At 45.7% G+C, this 19,870-nt stretch carries 15 protein-coding genes; 7 read left to right on the forward strand and 8 right to left on the reverse strand.

Features of this window, described 5'->3' with window-relative positions:
• Positions 1 to 184 precede the first annotated feature (184 nt).
• From ATB74_RS12495 to hrpB, 7 genes are all read right to left on the reverse strand, one after another.
• Positions 185 to 1,414, reverse strand: coding sequence for an ammonium transporter (locus ATB74_RS12495; protein ID WP_048658181.1), 1,230 nt, complete (start codon positions 1,412 to 1,414; stop codon positions 185 to 187).
• Positions 1,415 to 1,441: 27 nt separating this feature from the next.
• On the reverse strand, positions 1,442 to 1,780 hold the full coding sequence (gene glnK / locus ATB74_RS12500) for a P-II family nitrogen regulator (RefSeq protein ID WP_004738200.1): 339 nt from the start codon (positions 1,778 to 1,780) through the stop codon (positions 1,442 to 1,444).
• Between the two features lie 246 nt (positions 1,781 to 2,026).
• Positions 2,027 to 2,395 (reverse strand): YacL family protein, encoded by a 369-nt coding sequence (locus ATB74_RS12505; RefSeq protein WP_060982649.1) that lies wholly within the window; start codon positions 2,393 to 2,395, stop codon positions 2,027 to 2,029.
• A gap of 267 nt (positions 2,396 to 2,662) precedes the next feature.
• Positions 2,663 to 5,251: a bifunctional aconitate hydratase 2/2-methylisocitrate dehydratase gene (gene acnB, locus ATB74_RS12510; RefSeq protein ID WP_061018753.1), complete on the reverse strand. Its 2,589-nt coding sequence runs from the start codon at positions 5,249 to 5,251 to the stop codon at positions 2,663 to 2,665.
• Between the two features lie 272 nt (positions 5,252 to 5,523).
• The gene (locus ATB74_RS12515; RefSeq protein WP_061018755.1) at positions 5,524 to 7,863 is read right to left on the reverse strand and encodes a patatin-like phospholipase family protein; all 2,340 of its coding nucleotides are present in this window, start codon (positions 7,861 to 7,863) and stop codon (positions 5,524 to 5,526) included.
• A gap of 38 nt (positions 7,864 to 7,901) precedes the next feature.
• Entirely contained in the window at positions 7,902 to 10,301 is a 2,400-nt protein-coding gene (gene mrcB, locus ATB74_RS12520; protein WP_061018758.1) for a penicillin-binding protein 1B, read from the reverse strand.
• The gene (gene hrpB, locus ATB74_RS12525) at positions 10,298 to 12,796 is read right to left on the reverse strand and encodes an ATP-dependent helicase HrpB (RefSeq protein WP_081090110.1); all 2,499 of its coding nucleotides are present in this window, start codon (positions 12,794 to 12,796) and stop codon (positions 10,298 to 10,300) included. Before hrpB ends, mrcB begins: the two co-directional genes overlap by 4 nt.
• 34 nt (positions 12,797 to 12,830) lie before the next feature.
• Between hrpB and sfsA the strand changes: the two genes are divergently transcribed.
• The 7 genes from sfsA (at position 12,831) to panC (ending at position 18,970) form a co-directional block, all read left to right on the forward strand.
• On the forward strand, positions 12,831 to 13,556 hold the full coding sequence (sfsA, locus tag ATB74_RS12530; RefSeq protein ID WP_017066814.1) for a DNA/RNA nuclease SfsA: 726 nt from the start codon (positions 12,831 to 12,833) through the stop codon (positions 13,554 to 13,556).
• A gap of 135 nt (positions 13,557 to 13,691) precedes the next feature.
• Entirely contained in the window at positions 13,692 to 14,138 is a 447-nt protein-coding gene (gene dksA / locus ATB74_RS12535; protein WP_004738189.1) for an RNA polymerase-binding protein DksA, read from the forward strand.
• Between the two features lie 219 nt (positions 14,139 to 14,357).
• Positions 14,358 to 15,233, forward strand: coding sequence for a tRNA glutamyl-Q(34) synthetase GluQRS (gluQRS, locus tag ATB74_RS12540; protein WP_060982655.1), 876 nt, complete (start codon positions 14,358 to 14,360; stop codon positions 15,231 to 15,233).
• Positions 15,234 to 15,416: 183 nt separating this feature from the next.
• A complete protein-coding gene (gene pcnB / locus ATB74_RS12545; RefSeq protein WP_057622288.1) occupies positions 15,417 to 16,772 on the forward strand; it encodes a polynucleotide adenylyltransferase PcnB in 1,356 nt (451 codons plus the stop codon).
• A complete protein-coding gene (gene folK, locus ATB74_RS12550) occupies positions 16,769 to 17,254 on the forward strand; it encodes a 2-amino-4-hydroxy-6-hydroxymethyldihydropteridine diphosphokinase (protein ID WP_048615610.1) in 486 nt (161 codons plus the stop codon). Before pcnB ends, folK begins: the two co-directional genes overlap by 4 nt.
• Before the next feature lie 22 nt (positions 17,255 to 17,276).
• Positions 17,277 to 18,071 carry a 3-methyl-2-oxobutanoate hydroxymethyltransferase gene (panB, locus tag ATB74_RS12555; protein WP_061018762.1) on the forward strand — a complete coding sequence of 265 codons (795 nt, stop codon included), beginning with the start codon at positions 17,277 to 17,279 and terminating at the stop codon, positions 18,069 to 18,071.
• A gap of 8 nt (positions 18,072 to 18,079) precedes the next feature.
• Positions 18,080 to 18,970, forward strand: coding sequence for a pantoate--beta-alanine ligase (gene panC, locus ATB74_RS12560; RefSeq protein WP_061018764.1), 891 nt, complete (start codon positions 18,080 to 18,082; stop codon positions 18,968 to 18,970).
• A 128-nt stretch (positions 18,971 to 19,098) separates the two neighbouring features.
• On the opposite strand, the gene ATB74_RS12565 is transcribed toward panC, so the two are convergent.
• Positions 19,099 to 19,869 (reverse strand): ABC transporter permease, encoded by a 771-nt coding sequence (locus ATB74_RS12565; RefSeq protein ID WP_010435987.1) that lies wholly within the window; start codon positions 19,867 to 19,869, stop codon positions 19,099 to 19,101.
• Position 19,870 lies beyond the last annotated feature (1 nt).

Below are 19,870 nucleotides of genomic sequence, written 5' to 3' on the forward strand. Positions count from 1 at the left end.
GTCTCGCACTTTTGTAACAATTCATTTCAAAGCGACCACTTATGCTTGCGAAGCGTTGCCGGCTAGCTCGGTTTATCTACATCAATCAAAACTACTCGACCATTAATAACAAAACCCCACAACCAATGGCTATGGGGTTTTCTTTGTCCTGCCTAACCCGTTCAGATTAGACAAATACTATCGATTATTTTACTGATACAAACTCTGGGTAAGCGCCAACACCACAATCGTGCATGTCCATACCTTCTAGCTCTTCATCTTCACTAACACGAATACCGATTGTTGCTTTAAGCACTGCCCATACCGCTAGGCTAGCACCGAATACCCATGCAAAGATTACTGCTGCACCCATCAGTTGAGCACCAAACGTTGCGTCAGCATTGCTTAGTGGCACAGCCATTAAACCGAAGAAACCACACACACCGTGTACAGAGATTGCACCTACTGGATCATCAATTTTAGCTTTATCTAGAGCGATGATGCTGAATACAACCAATGCACCAGATACCGAACCAATCGCTACAGCAAATAGAGGTGATGGTGATAGAGGGTCCGCAGTGATTGCTACTAGGCCAGCTAACGCGCCGTTAAGAATCATTGTTAGGTCTGCTTTACCCCAAGTCGTTTTACATACTAGTAGTGCTGCGATTGCGCCAGCTGCCGCTGCTGCGTTAGTGTTAAGGAAGATTTGACCAACTGCTGTCGCGTTCTCGAAATCTGAAACCATCAATTGAGAACCACCGTTGAAACCGAACCAACCAAACCAAAGAATAAATGTACCTAGTGTTGCAAGCGGCATGTTTGAACCAGGAATCGGGTAGATTTCACCGTTCTTACCGTATTTACCTTTACGAGCACCAAGTAGTAGAACACCTGCTAATGCAGCTGCTGCACCGGCCATATGTACGATACCCGAACCTGCAAAGTCACTGAAACCCGCTTCTGATAGGAAACCACCGCCCCAAGTCCAGTAACCTTCAACTGGGTAAATGAATGCTGTTAGTACTACCGAGAAGATAAGGAACGACCAAAGTTTCATACGCTCAGCAACTGCACCAGATACCACAGACATTGCAGTTGCAACGAATACTACCTGGAAGAAGAAGTCTGATTCTAGAGAGTGGTCTGCGCCTTCACCTTGAGTACCAATCAGAGTACCGAATGATGGCAACCAACCGCCTTCGCCGTTGTCGACATACATAATGTTGTAACCAACCACTAAGAACGCTGTACAAGCAATCGCGTACAAGCAGATGTTCTTAGTTAAAATTTCTGTGGTGTTCTTTGAACGAACTAGGCCAGCTTCAAGCATCGCGAAGCCTGCTGCCATCCACATTACCAACGCACCTGAAATGAGGAAGAAAAAAGTGTCTAGTGCGTAACGTAGTTCCGTTACTGTTGTTGTAAGTTCCATATTAAAGTCTCCAGTCCTTGTAATTCTTTAAAGTGCTTCAGCATCCATTTCACCAGTACGGATTCGTACGGCTTGGCTTAGGTCATACACAAAAATCTTACCGTCACCGATTTTACCTGTGTGTGCCGCTTGACTGATTGCTTCAACAACTCGGTCAACGTTTTCAGCTTGAGTAGCAATCTCTAGCTTCACCTTTGGCAAGAAATCAACTTGGTATTCCGCACCACGGTACAATTCAGTGTGCCCCTTCTGACGACCAAAACCTTTCACTTCAGAAACTGTCATACCTTCAATACCCACATCAGAAAGCGCTTCGCGTACATCGTCTAATTTGAACGGCTTAACAATGGCATTTATTAATTTCATATTCTTTCCTTAAATTCTTACTTAATCCGTTAATTCTCTTATAACAATCCAAGTAGCGTGCCAAAAAATTAAGTAACTGATTTTAAACAAAATATAAATGATTGGACTATAAAAACAAAAAAGGCCGCACCAATATGGTGCGGCCTTTTCACTATCTTAATGCGTTATGATCTTATTGCTCTAGTTTTGGGCAACAGAGCCTTAAAAGCTCTAAATAGCTAAAGAACAGGGGCTAAAGATTAGATCCTAATAACCTAAAAAGTCTATCCAGCGTTCGATGAGTAGCTCAAAGTCATCAATTCCACAGCTTGCTTGGCTCTCACAGTTGTAGAAATCGAACTCACTGCCCTCTTCCATCTCTTGATCATGACCCAGTACGTTTTCTTGAATCGTAACTTCATCTTCATTGATAGCTAGGCTGATCTCTTTACCAAGTAACGTTACTTCGTTGCTCAGATCCTGTCGTGATTGCTCAATAAGCGCCATCACATGATCCAATTTCTGCTTATCTTTACCAATCTCTTCTTGTAACCAGCGGCCAACGATTTCGTGTCCCATGCTGCACTTTACATAGTACTCGCCCATTAAAGTGTTTCTTGTAAATTCAAATTCCATAAAGGCTCCGCGCACTAATGACAGATAGGGTTAAAAATGAGGCGAGAGTATATAGCGAAGTCATCAAGAGATCGAGTCGCTCGTCTTCTAACATTCAGACATAAAAAAACGCCTACCGAAGTAGACGCTCTATCATTTGGGTTCCTCTAAATAGTTGGAGTGGCAGCTAGGCGACAAGTACGTTCATCCCTATGAGCATAGAAGCTCTATGTGATTAGGGTGAACGTACGCAGTCAACAACGCTGCCGCTACAAATATGACGAGGAACTAGGCTGGTTCTTGGAAAATAACCGTGTCCGCTTTTTCCGTGTACTGACCCATTTTATGGAAGTTCAGGTAACGGTATGTATCAGCAGCCGTTGCATTGATCTTATCAGCGTACTCTAGGTACTCTTCTTTCGTTGGAATACGACCTAGAATCGCACCAACCGCAGAAAGTTCAGCTGACGCTAGGTAAACATTCGCGCCTGTACCCAAACGGTTCGGGAAGTTACGAGTAGAGGTAGACATTACCGTCGCAGCATCAGCAACACGAGCTTGGTTACCCATACACAGTGAACAACCCGGAGTTTCAATACGAACCCCAGCACGACCGAAGATGCCGTAGTAGCCTTCTTCTGTCAGCTGATCTTTATCCATCTTGGTTGGCGGAGCCACCCATAGGCGAGTATTTAGCGAGCCGTTAAACTCTTCTAGCATCTTACCAGCAGCACGGAAGTGACCGATGTTCGTCATACAAGAACCGATAAACACTTCTTGAATCTCAGTACCTTGAACGTCAGAAAGAAGACGAGCATCATCTGGATCGTTTGGTGCACAAAGGATTGGTTGATCGATGTCAGCAAGATCAATCTCGATAACGTGCGCGTATTCCGCATCTGAATCAGCAGATAGCAACTCAGGGTTCGCTAACCACTCTTCCATTGCAGTGATACGACGCTCAATCGTACGAACATCACCGTAACCTTCCGCGATCATCCACTTAAGCATAACGATATTCGAGTTCAGGTACTCATCGATCGACTCTTGAGATAGCTTAACCGTACAACCTGCAGCAGAACGCTCAGCAGATGCATCAGAAAGCTCAAATGCTTGCTCAACAGATAAGTGCTCAACACCTTCAATTTCTAGTACACGACCAGAGAATTCGTTGATCTTACCTGCTTTCTCTACGGTTAGTAGGCCTTGCTTGATACCATAAAGAGGAATGGCATGTACTAGGTCACGTAGCGTGATACCCGGCTGCATTTCGCCTTTAAAACGAACCAAGATAGATTCAGGCATATCAAGAGGCATTACACCCGTTGCCGCAGCAAATGCTACTAAGCCTGAGCCCGCAGGGAAAGAAATACCTAGAGGGAAACGAGTATGCGAGTCACCACCTGTACCTACAGTATCAGGAAGAAGCATACGGTTTAGCCATGAGTGGATAACACCATCACCTGGGCGTAGTGAAACACCGGCACGGTTCATGATGAAATCAGGTAGCGTGTGGTGCGTGTTTACGTCAACCGGCTTCGGGTATGCCGATGTGTGACAGAAAGACTGCATGACTAGGTCTGCAGAGAAACCAAGACACGCCAGATCTTTAAGCTCATCACGAGTCATAGGACCCGTAGTATCTTGAGAACCGACTGTCGTCATTTTAGGTTCACAGTACTGACCAGCACGCACACCTTCAACGCCACATGCTTTACCAACCATCTTCTGAGCTAACGTGTAGCCTTTATCAGATGCAGATGGGTCGATTGGTTTAGCAAACAGATCGGTTTCTTCTAGACCTAGAGCGTCACGAGCGCGACCCGTTAGACCACGACCGATGATCAGTGGAATACGGCCACCAGCACGCACTTCATCGAGAAGTACTTTGCTTAGCTCAAAGTTTGAAATCACAGAACCGTTCTTGTGAACAACACCTTCGTACGGGTAGATATCAATGATATCGCCCATATTCATGTCTTGTACGTTCAGTTCAATTGGTAGTGCGCCTGAGTCTTCCATTGTATTGTAGAAGATCGGTGCAATTTTACCACCAAGACAAACACCGCCAGTACGCTTGTTTGGTACGAATGGGATGTCTTCCCCCATGAACCAAAGTACTGAGTTTGTTGCCGATTTACGTGAAGAACCTGTACCAACAACATCACCAACGTAAGCCAATGGAATGCCATCTTTTTGCATTTCTTCAATTTGATTGATTGGACCAACGCTACCCTGTTCATCAGGAGTAATGCCATCACGTTCCATCTTCAGCATTGCTTTCGCGTGTACTGGGATATCAGGACGTGACCAAGCATCAGGTGCAGGGGATAGGTCATCGGTGTTAGTTTCACCGGTAACTTTAAATACTTTAACGGTGATCTTGTCCGCTACTTTATCTTTAGCTGTAAACCATTCGGCATCAGCCCAAGATTGAAGTACTTGTTGCGCTGAAGCATTGCCTGCTTTTGCTTTCTCTTCTACGTCGTAGAACGCGTCGAACATCAGTAGAGTATGAGACAGAGCTTTAACAGCGATAGGTGCAAGCTCAGCATCGTCTAGTAGAGATACTAGAGATTCGATGTTGTAACCGCCTTGCATAGTACCAAGCAGTTCTGCAGCTTTTGCTTTACTTACTAGTGGAGAAGCTACTTCACCTTTAGTGATAGCCGTAAGGAAGCCAGCTTTTACGTAAGCAGCTTCATCTACACCCGGTGGAATGCGATTTTCTAGTAGGTCAAGAATGATTTCTTCTTCACCTTGAGGTGGATTCTTCAGAAGTTCAACTAGGCCAGCTACCTGCTCAGCATCTAGTGGTTTTGGAACAACTCCTTCGGCAGCACGTTCTTCGACGTGTTTACGGTAGGCTTCAAGCACGACTTTTTTCCTCTCATTGCGGTTCACTTCTTCCCTTCATAATTGTTAGTAAAATAAAGAAGTGAACATCCTTGGAAACTTGGCTCTCCATTGCCATTTTCGTCATTCAATTTGTATTGATGAGCGGCGTCATAGAGGCCAAACTGTGGGCGGTAGAATAGCAAATTTAACGTTAAATTAAAATCTTATCATTTTGACCAACATAGCAAGTTAAGACGAAAGTCCCACTATTTTTGCCTAATTACGCACTTAAATGGCGACTCTACGCATGATTATTTGTAGGAGGTACCTACAATCAGATACACCGAATCGAAGTTATCTTCGGTTCGGCCATAAGCTAAAATGATCGGCCCGATGGGTGAATCGACACCCGCGAAAACAGAACCTGCGGTGTACATTGGCGCTTCATCAAGTCTTAAATCATTGTTCGACCAAACACCACCATGCTCAATGGATGCACCCACATAGAATGGTGATTTAAAGAGACCGAAGTCATTTTCAAACCACTTATAGCGATAAATCAAACTGGTGTATGCTAAGTTTTGACCGATCAAGCTATTCCTTGGAATACCGGATAGATTGAGGAACCCTCCTAGCTCTTTCGGATCAATTGGAAAGACTGAATTTTTACTTTCTACAATGCCGTAATCGAGCTTTGCGACTAAAGTATGCTTCTCAATACTTTGTGCAGCCATGAAATTGGCTGAAAACTCATAAACGGTATCACTCTCAGACGTTAAATCCGATTCACCAACAGAGCTGTCATTATCAAAATCATCATGGGAGACAAGGTACTCCAAATCGACAAAGTAGCCCTTAGTCGGCAAGCTGAAGTTATCCAAAGTATCCAGTCGATAACCCATAAAGCCACCAATACGCTTATAGCCACCACTGCCCAATGAAGGTAACGATGATACCTCAACATCCCCATCAGTATAGCGAAGGCCGAATTTCAGCTCTTGCCACAAGGTAGGTTGATAGCCTAATGCTAATTCTCCGACATACTCGCTATAAGTCATTGGAAAGTAGTCGTTCGTTACGTCCAGTGTTGGTTCTTCAATTTCATCAATGTCGACAGGCAAGTTTCTGTTCTGCTTACTGTAAACAATCGAAGCTGAGGTAAATAACTTCTGACTCGAAAAGAATGGCGAGTAGAGTTCCGCCTCAATTCGTTTATCCGTACCCATCTCGATATTGGTTCTTAATTCTGCACCGTGCGAGTTGATATCGGTAAAGTTGGCGGAGACACCGATCGAGTACTGACTGGTCGTAGAGAAATCATCTTCAAGAAAGAAACGAAAGTTGAGGTAGTTTGGACCCCAAGACTTTTCATCCACATTCACCGTAAGTTGCTCTTCACCGTTAACATTATCAAACTCATAAGTGACCAACTCAAATCTATCCAGTGCATAGAGGTCTTGTACTTTAGATTCAATTTCACTGGTCTTTAAGACCTTACCGGAATCTAGGTTTAAACGGTTTTCGAGTAACTTATCCGAGTAGTGAGTATTATTGTTGATGACGACCCTATCGACGACAGTCTTGTCGCCATGTTTTAGCTGCCTTCGAGCTTGTTGTTTATGCTCGATATACTTCTGATAGTCTGCGTTAGAGAGGGACAGCTTAGAAAGCTCAGAGCCATTCTGTATCGCTGCGTCATAACCGGCTTGGTAGGCACCCGGCATTTTATCGAATTCTGTCGTCTCCATTTGCCCAACATCAGGGCGTAGGAAAACATCATCATCGGTCAGTGTTTCAGCTTGCTCTTGAGTGCTGCGTTGGACCAAATAATTAGAAAGTTGGTCAGCTGCCGCTAGAAAATTCGTGAAGTCTTCTTTGCTTTTGTAATTGGTACTGATATCCACCGCAATGACAATGTCCGCTCCCATCGCTCTGGCAACATCAACCGGCATGTTATTAGTGACACCGCCATCAACCAGCATTCGACCATCTAGAGAGTAAGGGGGAAGCGCGCCGGGTACCGACATACTCGCCATCATGGCATCAACAAGGTGACCATGGTCGATGACCACCTCTTCAAGTTCGATGATGTCGGTTGCGACGGAACGGTATGGAATAGCAAGATGATCAAAAGAGTCGAGTGGAGATAGGTTACCTGTGGTCTCTCGCAGAATACGCAACATATTCTGACCTTGCACCACCCCTTTCCTTGCTTTGATTTCGCCCCAACCTAAACCGAGGTCGGTGTTCAGTTGGTAGCGGTCTTCATATTCTTTGTCACGTACACGGCGATCACTACGGTTAACACGATCACGATAACCGCGATTCCAATCGACCGTATAAATAAAGCTCTCAATCTCGTCTGCGCTCATCCCTGTCGCATAAAGACCACCAACGTATGAGCCCATACTGGTACCGGTAATGTAATCCACCGGGATTTGCATCTCCTCTAGGGCTTTAAGTACGCCAATGTGGGCAGCGCCTTTTGCGCCACCACCAGCAAGAACGACAGCAACAGTTGGCCTCTTATGTGCTTGTTCAAGTTCAACATGCTCTGATGAATCAACCTGTGCCGCAGTCGCAGCAAACAGCTGAAAACTGAACACAGTACCGACTATACCTAAGCCGCTCACTAACCAACGAGAAATCATTATTTAAACTATCCTTGTCATTCTTTCCTACTACGACTTTACCACTGAAAAAGCTTCTTTAGCCACTGTTTTGGTTGACTTTCACAGCCCTTTTTAATGTTTCCATCTTCATCCCAAACCGGCAGTTTCACCGTACCATCACAGTCAAATTCTAAAGCACCTTCAGAAGTTCGAGTAAAACTAGCCGTCGCAATCCCATTCGGCCAAGGCAGCAATAGTTGTTCTGGTGTTCTATGCTTCAGGTAATCGGCGTAGACACGTAACGCACCGCTTGAGCCCGTGAGTTTAGTCGGCTTATTGTCATCACGTCCTAGCCAGATGGTTGTGACCTCACGTCCGTCAACACCCACGAACCAACTGTCTCGGCTATCATTACTGGTGCCCGTTTTACCGGCTAAACCAGCCCATGCAAATTGGCCTTGTAGGAAACGACCAGTACCTTCCGACACACCACGCTTCATTGCATAGGTCGTAAGCCAAGCCGCTTGCTGGTCAACGCTTTGTGATACGCGAGGAATAGATTGATATAAAACCTCACCATCATTATCAACAACCGAACGAAGCGCAGACAAAGGTGCGATACGGCCAGAGTTGGTGATGGTTTGATACATCTGCGCGACCTGAAACGGGGTCAATGAGAATGATCCCAAAAACATCGATGGCACTGGGCGAATCTCGTTTTTATCGACACCCAGTTTTCCAATCGTATCCGAAACGCTATCAATACCTAACTGCATCCCCAAACGAACGGTAGGTACGTTGTAAGACTTAGAAAGCGCCACATACAAGGGCACATCTCCGCGAAACTTGCGATCGAAGTTTCTTGGGCTCCAAACGCTGCCTTTACTGCCTTTCAAACTCAGTGGCGTATCCTTCAACGTCGTCGCCAACGTGTACTTCTGAGGTTGTTCTAATGCGGTTAAATAGATTGCAGGCTTAACCAAAGAACCAATAGGTCGACTCGCATTCAATGCACGGTTAAAGCCATCGTAGCCAGTACGCTTACCACCAACCATCGCTCGGATTTCACCGGTATTTCTATCCACGGCAATAGCTGCTGCTTCCAGTTTGTTACCTGCGGTTTTCGATAAATCAGGCACCTTGCGAGCAATCGACTTCTCTAACTTGTCTTGGGAAACCGGATCCAGAGAGGTGAAGACTCGAATCCCTTTTTTCGCCTCAAATCGATCACCGACATACTTCTTAAGCTCAATGTTTACTTGTTGGAAGTAAGCTGGCTGGCGGCTAGCAATACGTGGGTTGTCTTGAATATCCAAATCACGACTCGCCGCTTCTTCGTATTGTCGCGGAGTTAATATGTCTTGCTGCATCAATAAGCGAAGAACCAAATCGCGTCGAGTCTTGGCACGCTCAGGATAACGAACCGGATTGTAATACGAAGGTCCTTTCACCATACCAACAAGCAGTGCTAGCTGATCGATACGAAGCTCTTGAATTGGCTGACCAAAGTACAAGCGAGACGCTAAACCGAAGCCATGAATCGCTTGCCCACCATTTTGCCCAAGGTAAACCTCGTTTAAGTAAGCCTCTAGGATACGGTCTTTGCTGTAACGATGGTCCAAGATAAGTGCAATGTAGGCTTCACGAACCTTACGCCACAATGTACGTTCACTGGACAGGAACAGGTTTTTTGCCAACTGTTGTGTCAGCGTACTACCACCTTGTACCGTTCGCCCGGCTTTGACGTTAACCACCATTGCACGAGCGATGGCCAGTGGCGACACCCCATCGTGTTGATAGAAGTTTCGGTCTTCGGTTGCTAATAAGGCATCAACCATCACTTCTGGGAATTGATTACGTTTTAAGAACAGGCGCTGCTCATCGTTACTTTTCTCAAGCATGCCAAGCATTTTCGGTTCAACACGTAGGTAGCCCATGTCGCCTTTCTTCTCTAGCGACTGAATGCGAGTCAACTCGTTACCATTGAAATGCAGCATCACATGACGATCCGCTTCTGGTCCATCGACAAACTCGAACGGACGACGAATCATTTCAATCTTGGTGGAAGAAGAAGAGTATTCGCCCGGGTGACGAGGCGCATTCACCTTGCGATAATTAAGTACATCGAGCTCATTCTTAACCTGAACCAAACTCACCGGAGTTCCCGGAGACAGGTCTAGCACTCGCGCATAAACCACGGTCGGCAAATCAAACAGCTGACCTTCAAAGCGCTGCTTAACCACAGAATCGAGATAAATACCGACGAACAACAGCAATGCCGCAAGCGCTAAGCCTGCTTTCCAAGAAATGCCCCACAGGATCTTCAACCAACCTCTTTTGCCAGTTTTCTTAGCCTTAGGTTTGGTCTTTTTCGCAGCCGCTCTTGGTTTTCTTGGCTTGGCTTTGGTCGCTGGTGACTTCTTTGCTGGCGCTTTTTTAGGTGGTGCCTTTTTTGGCGTTAACATTTTGGTCATCATCGATTCAACTGTCGTTTGGTTTTAGTGGTTGCTACATGGTTAGCAGGGTCATCCGGCCAAGGATGTTTGGGGTAACGGCCTTTCATCTCTTTTTGTACTTCTTTATACGCGCCAGCCCAAAAGCCAGCTAAATCTTGAGTAATTTGCAGTGGTCGCTGTGCTGGAGAAAGTAGCTCAAGCACTACTTTTTTACGCCCTTGCGCGATCAATGGCGAGTCTTGTTCACCAAAGACTTCCTGCATTCGCACTGAGATCACTGGTTCAGACTGATATTGATAACGAATAGCCTTCTTACTGCCGGTCGGCATCACATAGTGCGTTGGTAACCATTGGTCTATTTCTTGATTCAAAGGCCAGCCAAGATAAGCCGACAATGCCTGTTCAATCGAAACACTAGCCAGCCCTTTTGCCGACTTAATGCCATTCAGATAGGGTGATAGCCACTCATCAAGGTATTCAATTAAACTCGCGTCATCCATCGCTGGCCAATCATGCTCAGGTATCCAAAGTTCTGCACAGCGTATACGTTCAACCAACTGCTTAGCTGAAGGTGTCCAATTTAAGCGATCCAATCCGCATCGAGCGACATAATTGAGCAGCGCTTGGCTAGCCTGATTCACATCGGGATCAGGTAAAGCTTTGGTACTGATAATCAACTTGCCCAGAGACATACGCTGCTCAGCAACTAAACGGCCACGCTTCTCATCCCAATCTGCGTAATCAGAACGCACAAACAGTTTTGGAAATTCTGCTTCTAGCTGCGCAATATCAACCGCTGTGGCTAAGAAAATTTGACTGGCTCGCCCGGTGCTGCGCATCAAATCAATCACTACGATATAGTCATTGTTCGCCAATGGATCATCATCACGAACCTCAGCGCCGTGACCATTAGCCAAAAGGAAAGCACTGCTGGTCGCGCTTCTCACTTGTGCAATCCGATCCGGGAAAGCAAAACAAAGCACTAATGGTAGCAATGATTCATCAGCTTGTGACAAATCTAAGTGATGATTGAGTTTGCTCGCGAGACTTTTCGCTCGCTGCATCACCACGTTATTTTTGGAATGTTTTCTTTGCTTAAGTCGATGCAAAGAGTGTTGAATATCCGTCACATTGCGTTCCGGCTCCTCAAGCAAAGCAGCGGCAACAATCGCAATGTTCAATAAAGCAGGACCACCTTGCTGCGCTTTAACTAACATGCTGGCAATACGAGGATCTAAACCTAAACGCTGGGCCTGTGTTCCTAACGCCGTAAATTGACCATTACCGTCTAATAATTCAAGAGTCTGTAAGAGTTGCTTGGCTTGTCCAATAGAAGCTTTGGGGGGAACGTCTAACCATTGCCGCTCATCGGCACTCGCAGCGCCCCATTGCGTCAATTCAGACACCAACGAAGACAAATCAGAATGGAGAATCTCAGGCTCAGGTACAGCGGGTTGCTGCATTAACTGCGTTTCGCTGTACAAACGAATGCACAAGCCCTCTTCAATTCGTCCCGCACGGCCTGCTCGCTGCTCAGCAGAAGACTGCGAGATTTTCACTTGCTCAAGCTTGGTAATACCGGTTTTCAGATCGAACTTCGCCACACGTTCAAGCCCGGAATCGACCACCAGTCGAATACCTTCAATCGTCAAAGAAGTCTCAGCAATATTGGTCGCTAACACCACCTTTCGACGCCCTTTCTCTGATGGCGCGATCGCTTTCTGCTGTTGAGAAAAGCTGAGTTGCCCATACAAAGGGCAAACATCGATATCACTGGCGAGTTGTTCCAGTTGAGATTCCACCTGCTTAATCACAGCAACGCCCGGCAAAAAGGCCAGAAGTGAGCCTGACTCTTTCTCCATCAGAGAGCGAATCACGTTGGCCATTTTAGGGGCTAGATATTCATTTGCGCTAAGAGGCTGATAACGGAAGTCGACCGGAAAGGTGCGACCTTGTGATTCAACGTATTTGGCATTAGGCAGCAAAGTTTGCAACGCTTGTTGATCTAAGGTTGCCGACATCACAACCACTTTCAAATCATCACGCAGTGCTTCTTGAATCTCCAAGCTAAAGGCCAGTGCGGTATCTGCATGGATACTGCGCTCGTGAAACTCATCAAAGATCACCATATCAACCCCAGTCAATTCAGGGTCGGTTTGAATCATTCTCGTCATGATCCCTTCGGTAACAATCTCTAGGCGAGTCGCACTGCTGGTTTTAGATTCACCACGAACTCTAAAGCCAATGCTCTCCCCCACCTTTTCTCCCAATTGGCTCGCTAAGTAAGTCGCAATATTTCTTGCAGCCAAACGCCTCGGTTCAAGCATGATGATTTTGCCTTGAACGGCTTTGGTCTTAACTAACTGTAAAGGGAAGAATGTTGACTTACCCGCACCGGGAGCGGCCTTTAGAATAAGTTGAGTGTGTGTTTCTACGCCAGCGAGCAGATCTGGCATCACAGCTTCTATGGGCAGTTGTGGCAATGGGAGAACCTTGTGGTGTAATGTTGGCAACATTGTACATAAAAACCTACCTGTCTAAATAAGTAATATGCACTTCAATCCGCCATTAGAGCCAGCGACTCTTATTAAACGCTATAAACGCTTTCTCACTGACATCCAACTTCCAGACGGCAGCGAGCGTACTATCCACTGTGCTAACACTGGAGCGATGACAGGGTGTGCGACTCCTGGCAATACGGTGTGGTACTCAACATCTGATAATGCAAAAAGAAAGTACCCAAACAGCTGGGAGATCTCAGAAACAGACAAAGGTCATCGTATTTGTGTAAATACTGCGCGGGCAAACCAGCTAGCAGTGGAAGCAATTGAAAATGGGACTATAGTTGAACTCTTAGGTTATAACGCGTTACGAACCGAAGTGAAATATGGCAGTGAGAATAGTCGCATTGATATTCTGCTTGAAGATAACGAAAAGCCGCCTTGCTATATCGAAGTAAAAAGCGTCACTTTGCTCGACGAGCAAGAAACGTCTACTAAAGGGCAAGGCTTTTTCCCTGATGCGGTCACAACCAGAGGCCAAAAACATCTGCGTGAACTCACAGAAATGGTCGAATCTGGAAATAGAGCCGTACTTTTATTCACTGTTTTACATTCAGGTATTGAAAAAGTGTCTGCGGCACACCATATAGACGCCAAATATTCGTTATTACTAAAACAAGCACAAGACGCTGGAGTTGAAGTGCTTTGCTATAAAGCAGAGCTCAGCAGTACTCAAATACAACTAAAACAAGCTGTTGAATTTATCAATAGCTAAGCAAAGATGCTGAACTAATCACATTGATTGCAAGTTTGAATAAGAGTATTTGCCACCATTCGTTCTTTCTGCTATAGATACCCGCCTTAAAATTAGCTGCTTTGCAGTTGACTAGGTGTAAATAGGAGATGCTGTATGCCAGAATCTAAGAAAAAAGCGCTAGGCATCCTAGCCATCGCAGGTGTTGAACCGTACCAAGAGAAGCCAGGTGAAGAGTACATGTCACCTGAGCAAACGGAACATTTTACAAAAATTTTAGCAGCTTGGCGCAACCAGCTCAGGGAAGAAGTTGATCGTACTGTGCACCACATGCAGGACGAAGCAGCGAATTTCCCAGACCCAGTTGACCGAGCTTCTCAAGAAGAAGAATTCAGCCTAGAGTTACGTAACCGTGACCGTGAGCGTCGTCTTATCAAAAAAATTGAGAAGACATTAGACAAGATCGAAGAAGACGATTTCGGCTTCTGTGATTCTTGCGGTATCGAGATTGGCATTCGTCGCCTTGAAGCTCGTCCAACTGCTGATCTTTGTATTGACTGTAAAACACTTGCAGAGATCAAAGAGAAACAGATGCAAGGTTAATTCTTGCAGATGTAAAGAAAGGGAGCCTTGGCTCCCTTTTTTGTTTGTTATCCAAGCGAAGTATTTCACACGCTTGATAGTAAATAACAGCTTTAAGCCTTAGTTCTATACATCAAACCTTTTTTCTATAGATTGAAGCTTAGTTCTACGTATTAAAGCTCTTGTTAAACGTCTTAAGAATCGGCTACTGCGGTACCATTTAGATTAGGTTGTTCACTCATGAATTATATCGGGCGCTTTGCACCATCACCGTCAGGTCCTCTTCATTTTGGCTCACTTGTTGCTGCTCTTGGTAGCTACTTTCAAGCAAAATCTAACCAAGGAAAATGGTTAGTTCGTATGGAAGACCTAGATCCACCAAGAGAAATGGCCGGCGCTGCAGACCTCATTCTTAAGACGCTTGAGGCTTACCACCTATTTTGGGATGGTGAAGTCGTCTATCAAAGCCAACGTCATGGCTTGTATCAAGCTCAAATCGATCAATGGGTCACTGACAATCAAGCCTACTACTGCCAATGCACCCGCAAGCAGATAAAGGCTTTGGGTGGCTTTTACAATGGTCACTGTCGAGATGCAGGCTTAATCGATTCAGGTGAACAGGCGGTGCGCTTGCGCATGGATTTTCCTGTAGAGTCCTTTGATGATGTTCGCCACGGCACCATTCAAATCCCTAAAGCATTGGCTGAAGAAGATTTTATTATAAAACGCAGAGATGGATTGTTTGCCTATAACTTGGCCGTTGTCCTTGATGACATCGAACAAGGAGTAACAGAAGTCGTAAGAGGCGCAGACCTGATAGAACCAACCGGTCGACAAATCAGTTTGTACAAGACGCTCAAGCAAAAAACAGTCAGTTACCTGCACTTACCATTGGCAACCGATGGCTTGGGGAATAAACTGTCAAAACAGAACCATGCCACCGCGATAGATATCGATAATCCAAAACCAACGTTACTCAACGCGATGCGATTCTTAGGTTTTGATATCCCGACAGCCCTTTGTGAGGCTTCAATGGATGAGATTTTATTGTGGGGCTGCCAGCAATGGAACGTCAGTCAGTTACCTGATAGTTTACAAAAAGAGCACTGTAATTAGCTCGAAACTCACGGCAAATAGCAAAAACGACACATAAAAATGCCATAACCAACCACTGTGGTTAAGCAGACGATGTTCTCAAATGGCTCGCGCTAAGCTATTATTAGCCGCAATTAAACTCTGCACTACCACTTTGGACTAAGAGAAAAACAAAGTTGGCGATACCTACTTTGTTCTAAACTAATGAATACAAACGACAATACCCCAAGCGAACAACGCGGATTCCACGAATTAGCTCTGAATATTTATACTCGTCAAGAGCACAATATTTCACGCAAGCAGATCAGCGACAACGCACTAAAAGTGCTATATCGCCTGAATGGTGCGGGTTTTGACGCATTTCTAGTCGGTGGTGGTGTGCGCGATATCTTATTAGGCTCTCAGCCAAAAGATTTTGATATTGCGACCAACGCAACGCCAGAGCAAATCAAACACCTCTTCAGAAACTGTCGCCTTATCGGTCGCCGTTTCCGCTTGGCACATATCATGTTTGGTCGTGACATCATTGAAGTGGCAACTTTCCGTGGCCACCACCAAGAACCATCGAAAAACGTGTCTGCACAATCGAAAGAAGGCATGCTACTGCGCGATAACGTGTACGGCAGTGTTGATGAAGATGCAGAACGTCGTGACTTCACAATCAACGCGATGTACTACAACATTGCAGACTACAGCATCCACGATTACGCGGGTGGTGTAGAAGATTTAGAAGATAAACTGATCCGCCTGATTGGTGATCCAGAAACACGTTACCGCGAAGACCCAGTACGTATGCTACGTGCAATGCGCTTCGCCGCTAAACTGGATTTCGATATTGAAGAAGACACAGCTGACCCGATTGAAGAGTTAGCGCACCTTCTAAGAGATATCCCGGCAGCGCGCCTTTACGAAGAGTCTCTGAAATTGCTGCAATCAGGTCACGGTTTAGAAACTTACCACCTAATGCGCGAGTACAACCTCTTTCAACAGATGTTCCCAGCAGTAGCGGAATACTTCACAGAAGATTACGACTCTCACACAGAGCAGATGCTTGATTTGGTTCTCGATTCAACCGATCTTCGCATCGAAGATGGTAAGCGAGTAAACCCAGCATTCATGTTTGCAGCGATGCTTTGGTACCCAATGAACAAGCTGGCAGACAAACTTGTCGCTGAACAGGGTATGGCACACTACGATGCGATCATGGAAGCGAGTAACATCATTCTTGATCAACAAGTAAAATCTATTGCTATTCCTCGTCGTCACACCGCAACCATTCGCGAAGTCTGGCAACTGCAACTTCGACTGCCTCGCCGCAACGGTAAACGTGCAGTTCGTCTAATGGAGCTCAACAAGTTCCGTGCAGGCTACGATTTCCTAGAAATGCGTGGTGAGATTGAAGGCGGCGAAACTAAAGAGCTTGCGAAATGGTGGGAGCGTTATCAAACAGCCGGTCGCAACATGCGTCAAGCGATGGCTAACGACGTTGCAGCACCATCAAAGTCAGGCCATCGTCGCCGTAAGACTTACCGAAACAAAAAGAGTAAGCAATCAGAATGATAACGGCTTACATTGCGGTCGGCAGCAACCTTGCCGACCCAGTTAGCCAAGCAAATTTGGCTATCGAAACGCTAAAAAGCCTACCGCGATCAACGTTTATTGCGACCTCTCAGCTATATAGTAGCACTCCAATGGGGCCGCAAAATCAACCGGACTACATCAACGCGGTAGTCGCTATCCAAACCGAATTAACGCCAATTGAACTGCTTGATTGCACTCAAAAGATCGAGTTAGAGCAAGGGCGTGTCCGTAAAGACGAGCGTTGGGGACCAAGAACCTTGGATCTCGACATTGTGTTATACGGCAATGAGGTGATCGATTCAGAGCGCTTAGTCGTTCCTCATTACGGAATGAAAGAACGAGAGTTTGTACTCTACCCGCTTGCTGAAATCGCACCAAGTTTACAACTCCCTGATGGGACTGAGCTGACAGAACTGCTGAAAATAGTAGATAAGAACGGGCTCAATGTTTGGCAACAATAGCCAAGCGCATTAAGGAAAACCAATGAAAAAAGTAACCATTAACGACCTGATCAAATGCAAACGTGAAGGCCGTAAATTCGCGACGTCGACAGCTTATGATGCGAGCTTTGCTCAATTATTCGAAAGCCAAGAGATGCCTGTACTGCTTGTCGGTGATTCACTGGGTATGGTTTTACAAGGCCATAACGATACATTACCAGTAACCGTTGAAGACATTGCTTATCATACTCGCTCAGTGCGTGCTGGTAGCCCAAACTGTCTTCTTATGGCTGACATGCCTTTCATGAGCTACGCAACACCAGAGCAAGCTTGTGAGAGCGCAGCTACCTTGATGCGTGCTGGCGCGAACATGGTAAAAATCGAAGGCGGAAGCTGGTTGGTTGATACTGTGAAGATGCTAACAGAACGTGCAGTGCCAGTATGTGCACACTTAGGCTTGACGCCTCAATCTGTGAACATTTTTGGTGGTTACAAAATTCAAGGTCGTGACGACGAGCAAGCAGACAAAATGGTTGCTGACGCACTCGCGCTACAAAATGCAGGTGCTCAAATCGTTCTACTTGAATGTGTACCGGCTTCATTAGCAAAACGAATTACAGATGCTTGCCACGTGCCAGTTATTGGTATTGGTGCAGGTAATGTTACCGATGGTCAGATCTTGGTTATGCATGACATGTTCGGTATTTCTGCGAACTACATGCCGAAGTTCTCTAAGAATTTCCTAGCAGAAACAGGTGATATGCGTAAGGCAGTAGCTCTATACAAAGAAGAAGTAGAGAGTGCGCGCTTCCCTGATGAAGCTCATACAATCGCTTAGGAGTAAGTATGCAAACTTTTGCTGAAATAGCGGCTCTTCGTGAGCAGATTAAACAGTTTAAGCGTGATGGACGTACGGTTGCTTTTGTACCGACAATGGGAAACCTGCATGAAGGTCACCTGACTCTTGTAAAGAAAGCTCGAGAACTGGCAGACATCGTTGTTGTAAGTATCTTTGTAAACCCAATGCAGTTTGACCGCGCCGACGACCTAAACAACTACCCTCGCACGTTAGAAGCAGATTTAAGCAAACTAACTGGCGAAGGCGTTGAGCTGGTATTTACACCCACGCCAGAGGTGATGTACCCAGAGGGATTAGACAAACAAACGTTTGTTGAGGTCCCAGGCATATCTCACATGCTTGAAGGCGCATCTCGTCCAGGTCACTTCCGTGGCGTAGCGACGATTGTCACCAAGCTGTTTAACATTGTTCAGCCAGACTTTGCATGCTTCGGCAAAAAAGACTTCCAGCAGCTTGCTGTTATTCGCCAGATGACCACTGACTTAGCGTTAGACATTAAAGTTGTGGGCGTTGCGACCGTTCGTGAAATGGATGGCTTGGCAATGAGCTCTCGCAATAGCAATCTAACCATTGACGAGCGTCAACGAGCGCCAGTTTTAGCGCGCACTATGCGTTGGATCAGCAGTGCTATTCGTGGTGGCCGCGATGATTACGCATCAGTGATTGAAGATGCAACTGACCAGCTACGCGCTGCCGATCTTCAACCGGATGAGATATTCATCTGCGATGCGAAAACGCTGCAAGCGATCACTTCAGAATCAACTCAAGCAGTGATTCTAATGTCGGCTTTCCTAGGTAAGACTCGTCTTATCGATAACCAAGTTCTCGATTTGGTAACGGAAACCAAAGAAGAAGTGAAAGAAGAAACTGCTGAGTAATCACTTTCTTCTCTTTACGTAAACCAGCTCCTAACGCAAAGCAAAAGCACAAACGAAAGATACAAAAAAGGTCGATGCAATATCGACCTTTTTCTTTGCCTGACATTCAGAGCTTAATCAGCAATGTATTAACTACGTAAGCCAATCCCCTTTGTCACCAAGTAATGTGCAATGCCATACAACAGCACGATAAACACACCTAGTACGCCAAACGACGTCACAATACCCACATCAGACACACCCAAGAAGCCATATCTGAACGCGTTTACCATGTAGACAATCGGATTCAGCTTCGATACACCCTGCCAAAACTCAGGCAACAGGCTAATCGAGTAGAACACACCACCAAGGTACGTCAGCGGCGTTAAGATAAAGGTTGGGATAATAGAGATATCATCAAACGTGCGTGCGAATACCGCGTTAATAAGGCCACCTAAGGCAAATACCACCGACGTTAGGAAAACGGTCGCAATAATCACGCCCCAGTGATCCACCTGAAGGTCAACGAAGAACAGCGATACAAAGGTTACGATAGTACCCACTAACAAGCCACGCACCACACCACCCATTACGAAGCCAGCGATAATCACGTAGTTAGGAACCGGAGCTACAAGCAACTCTTCAATATTCTTTTGGAACTTAGCACTAAAGAATGAAGAAGCAACGTTGGAATATGAATTGGTGATCACCGACATCATGATCAGGCCAGGAACAATGTATTCCATGTAGCTGAAGCCGTTCATTTCACCAATACGGGCACCGATAAGATTACCGAAGATAATGAAATAAAGCGTCATGGTAATCGCAGGTGGCACCAGAGTTTGCACCCAGATACGAGTAAAGCGATTGATCTCTTTGGTCAACAAACTGCAGAAAGCTGTCCAATATAGGCTGTACATA

This window comes from Vibrio splendidus, assembly GCF_001557875.1.
GTDB lineage: Bacteria > Pseudomonadota > Gammaproteobacteria > Enterobacterales > Vibrionaceae > Vibrio > Vibrio splendidus_F.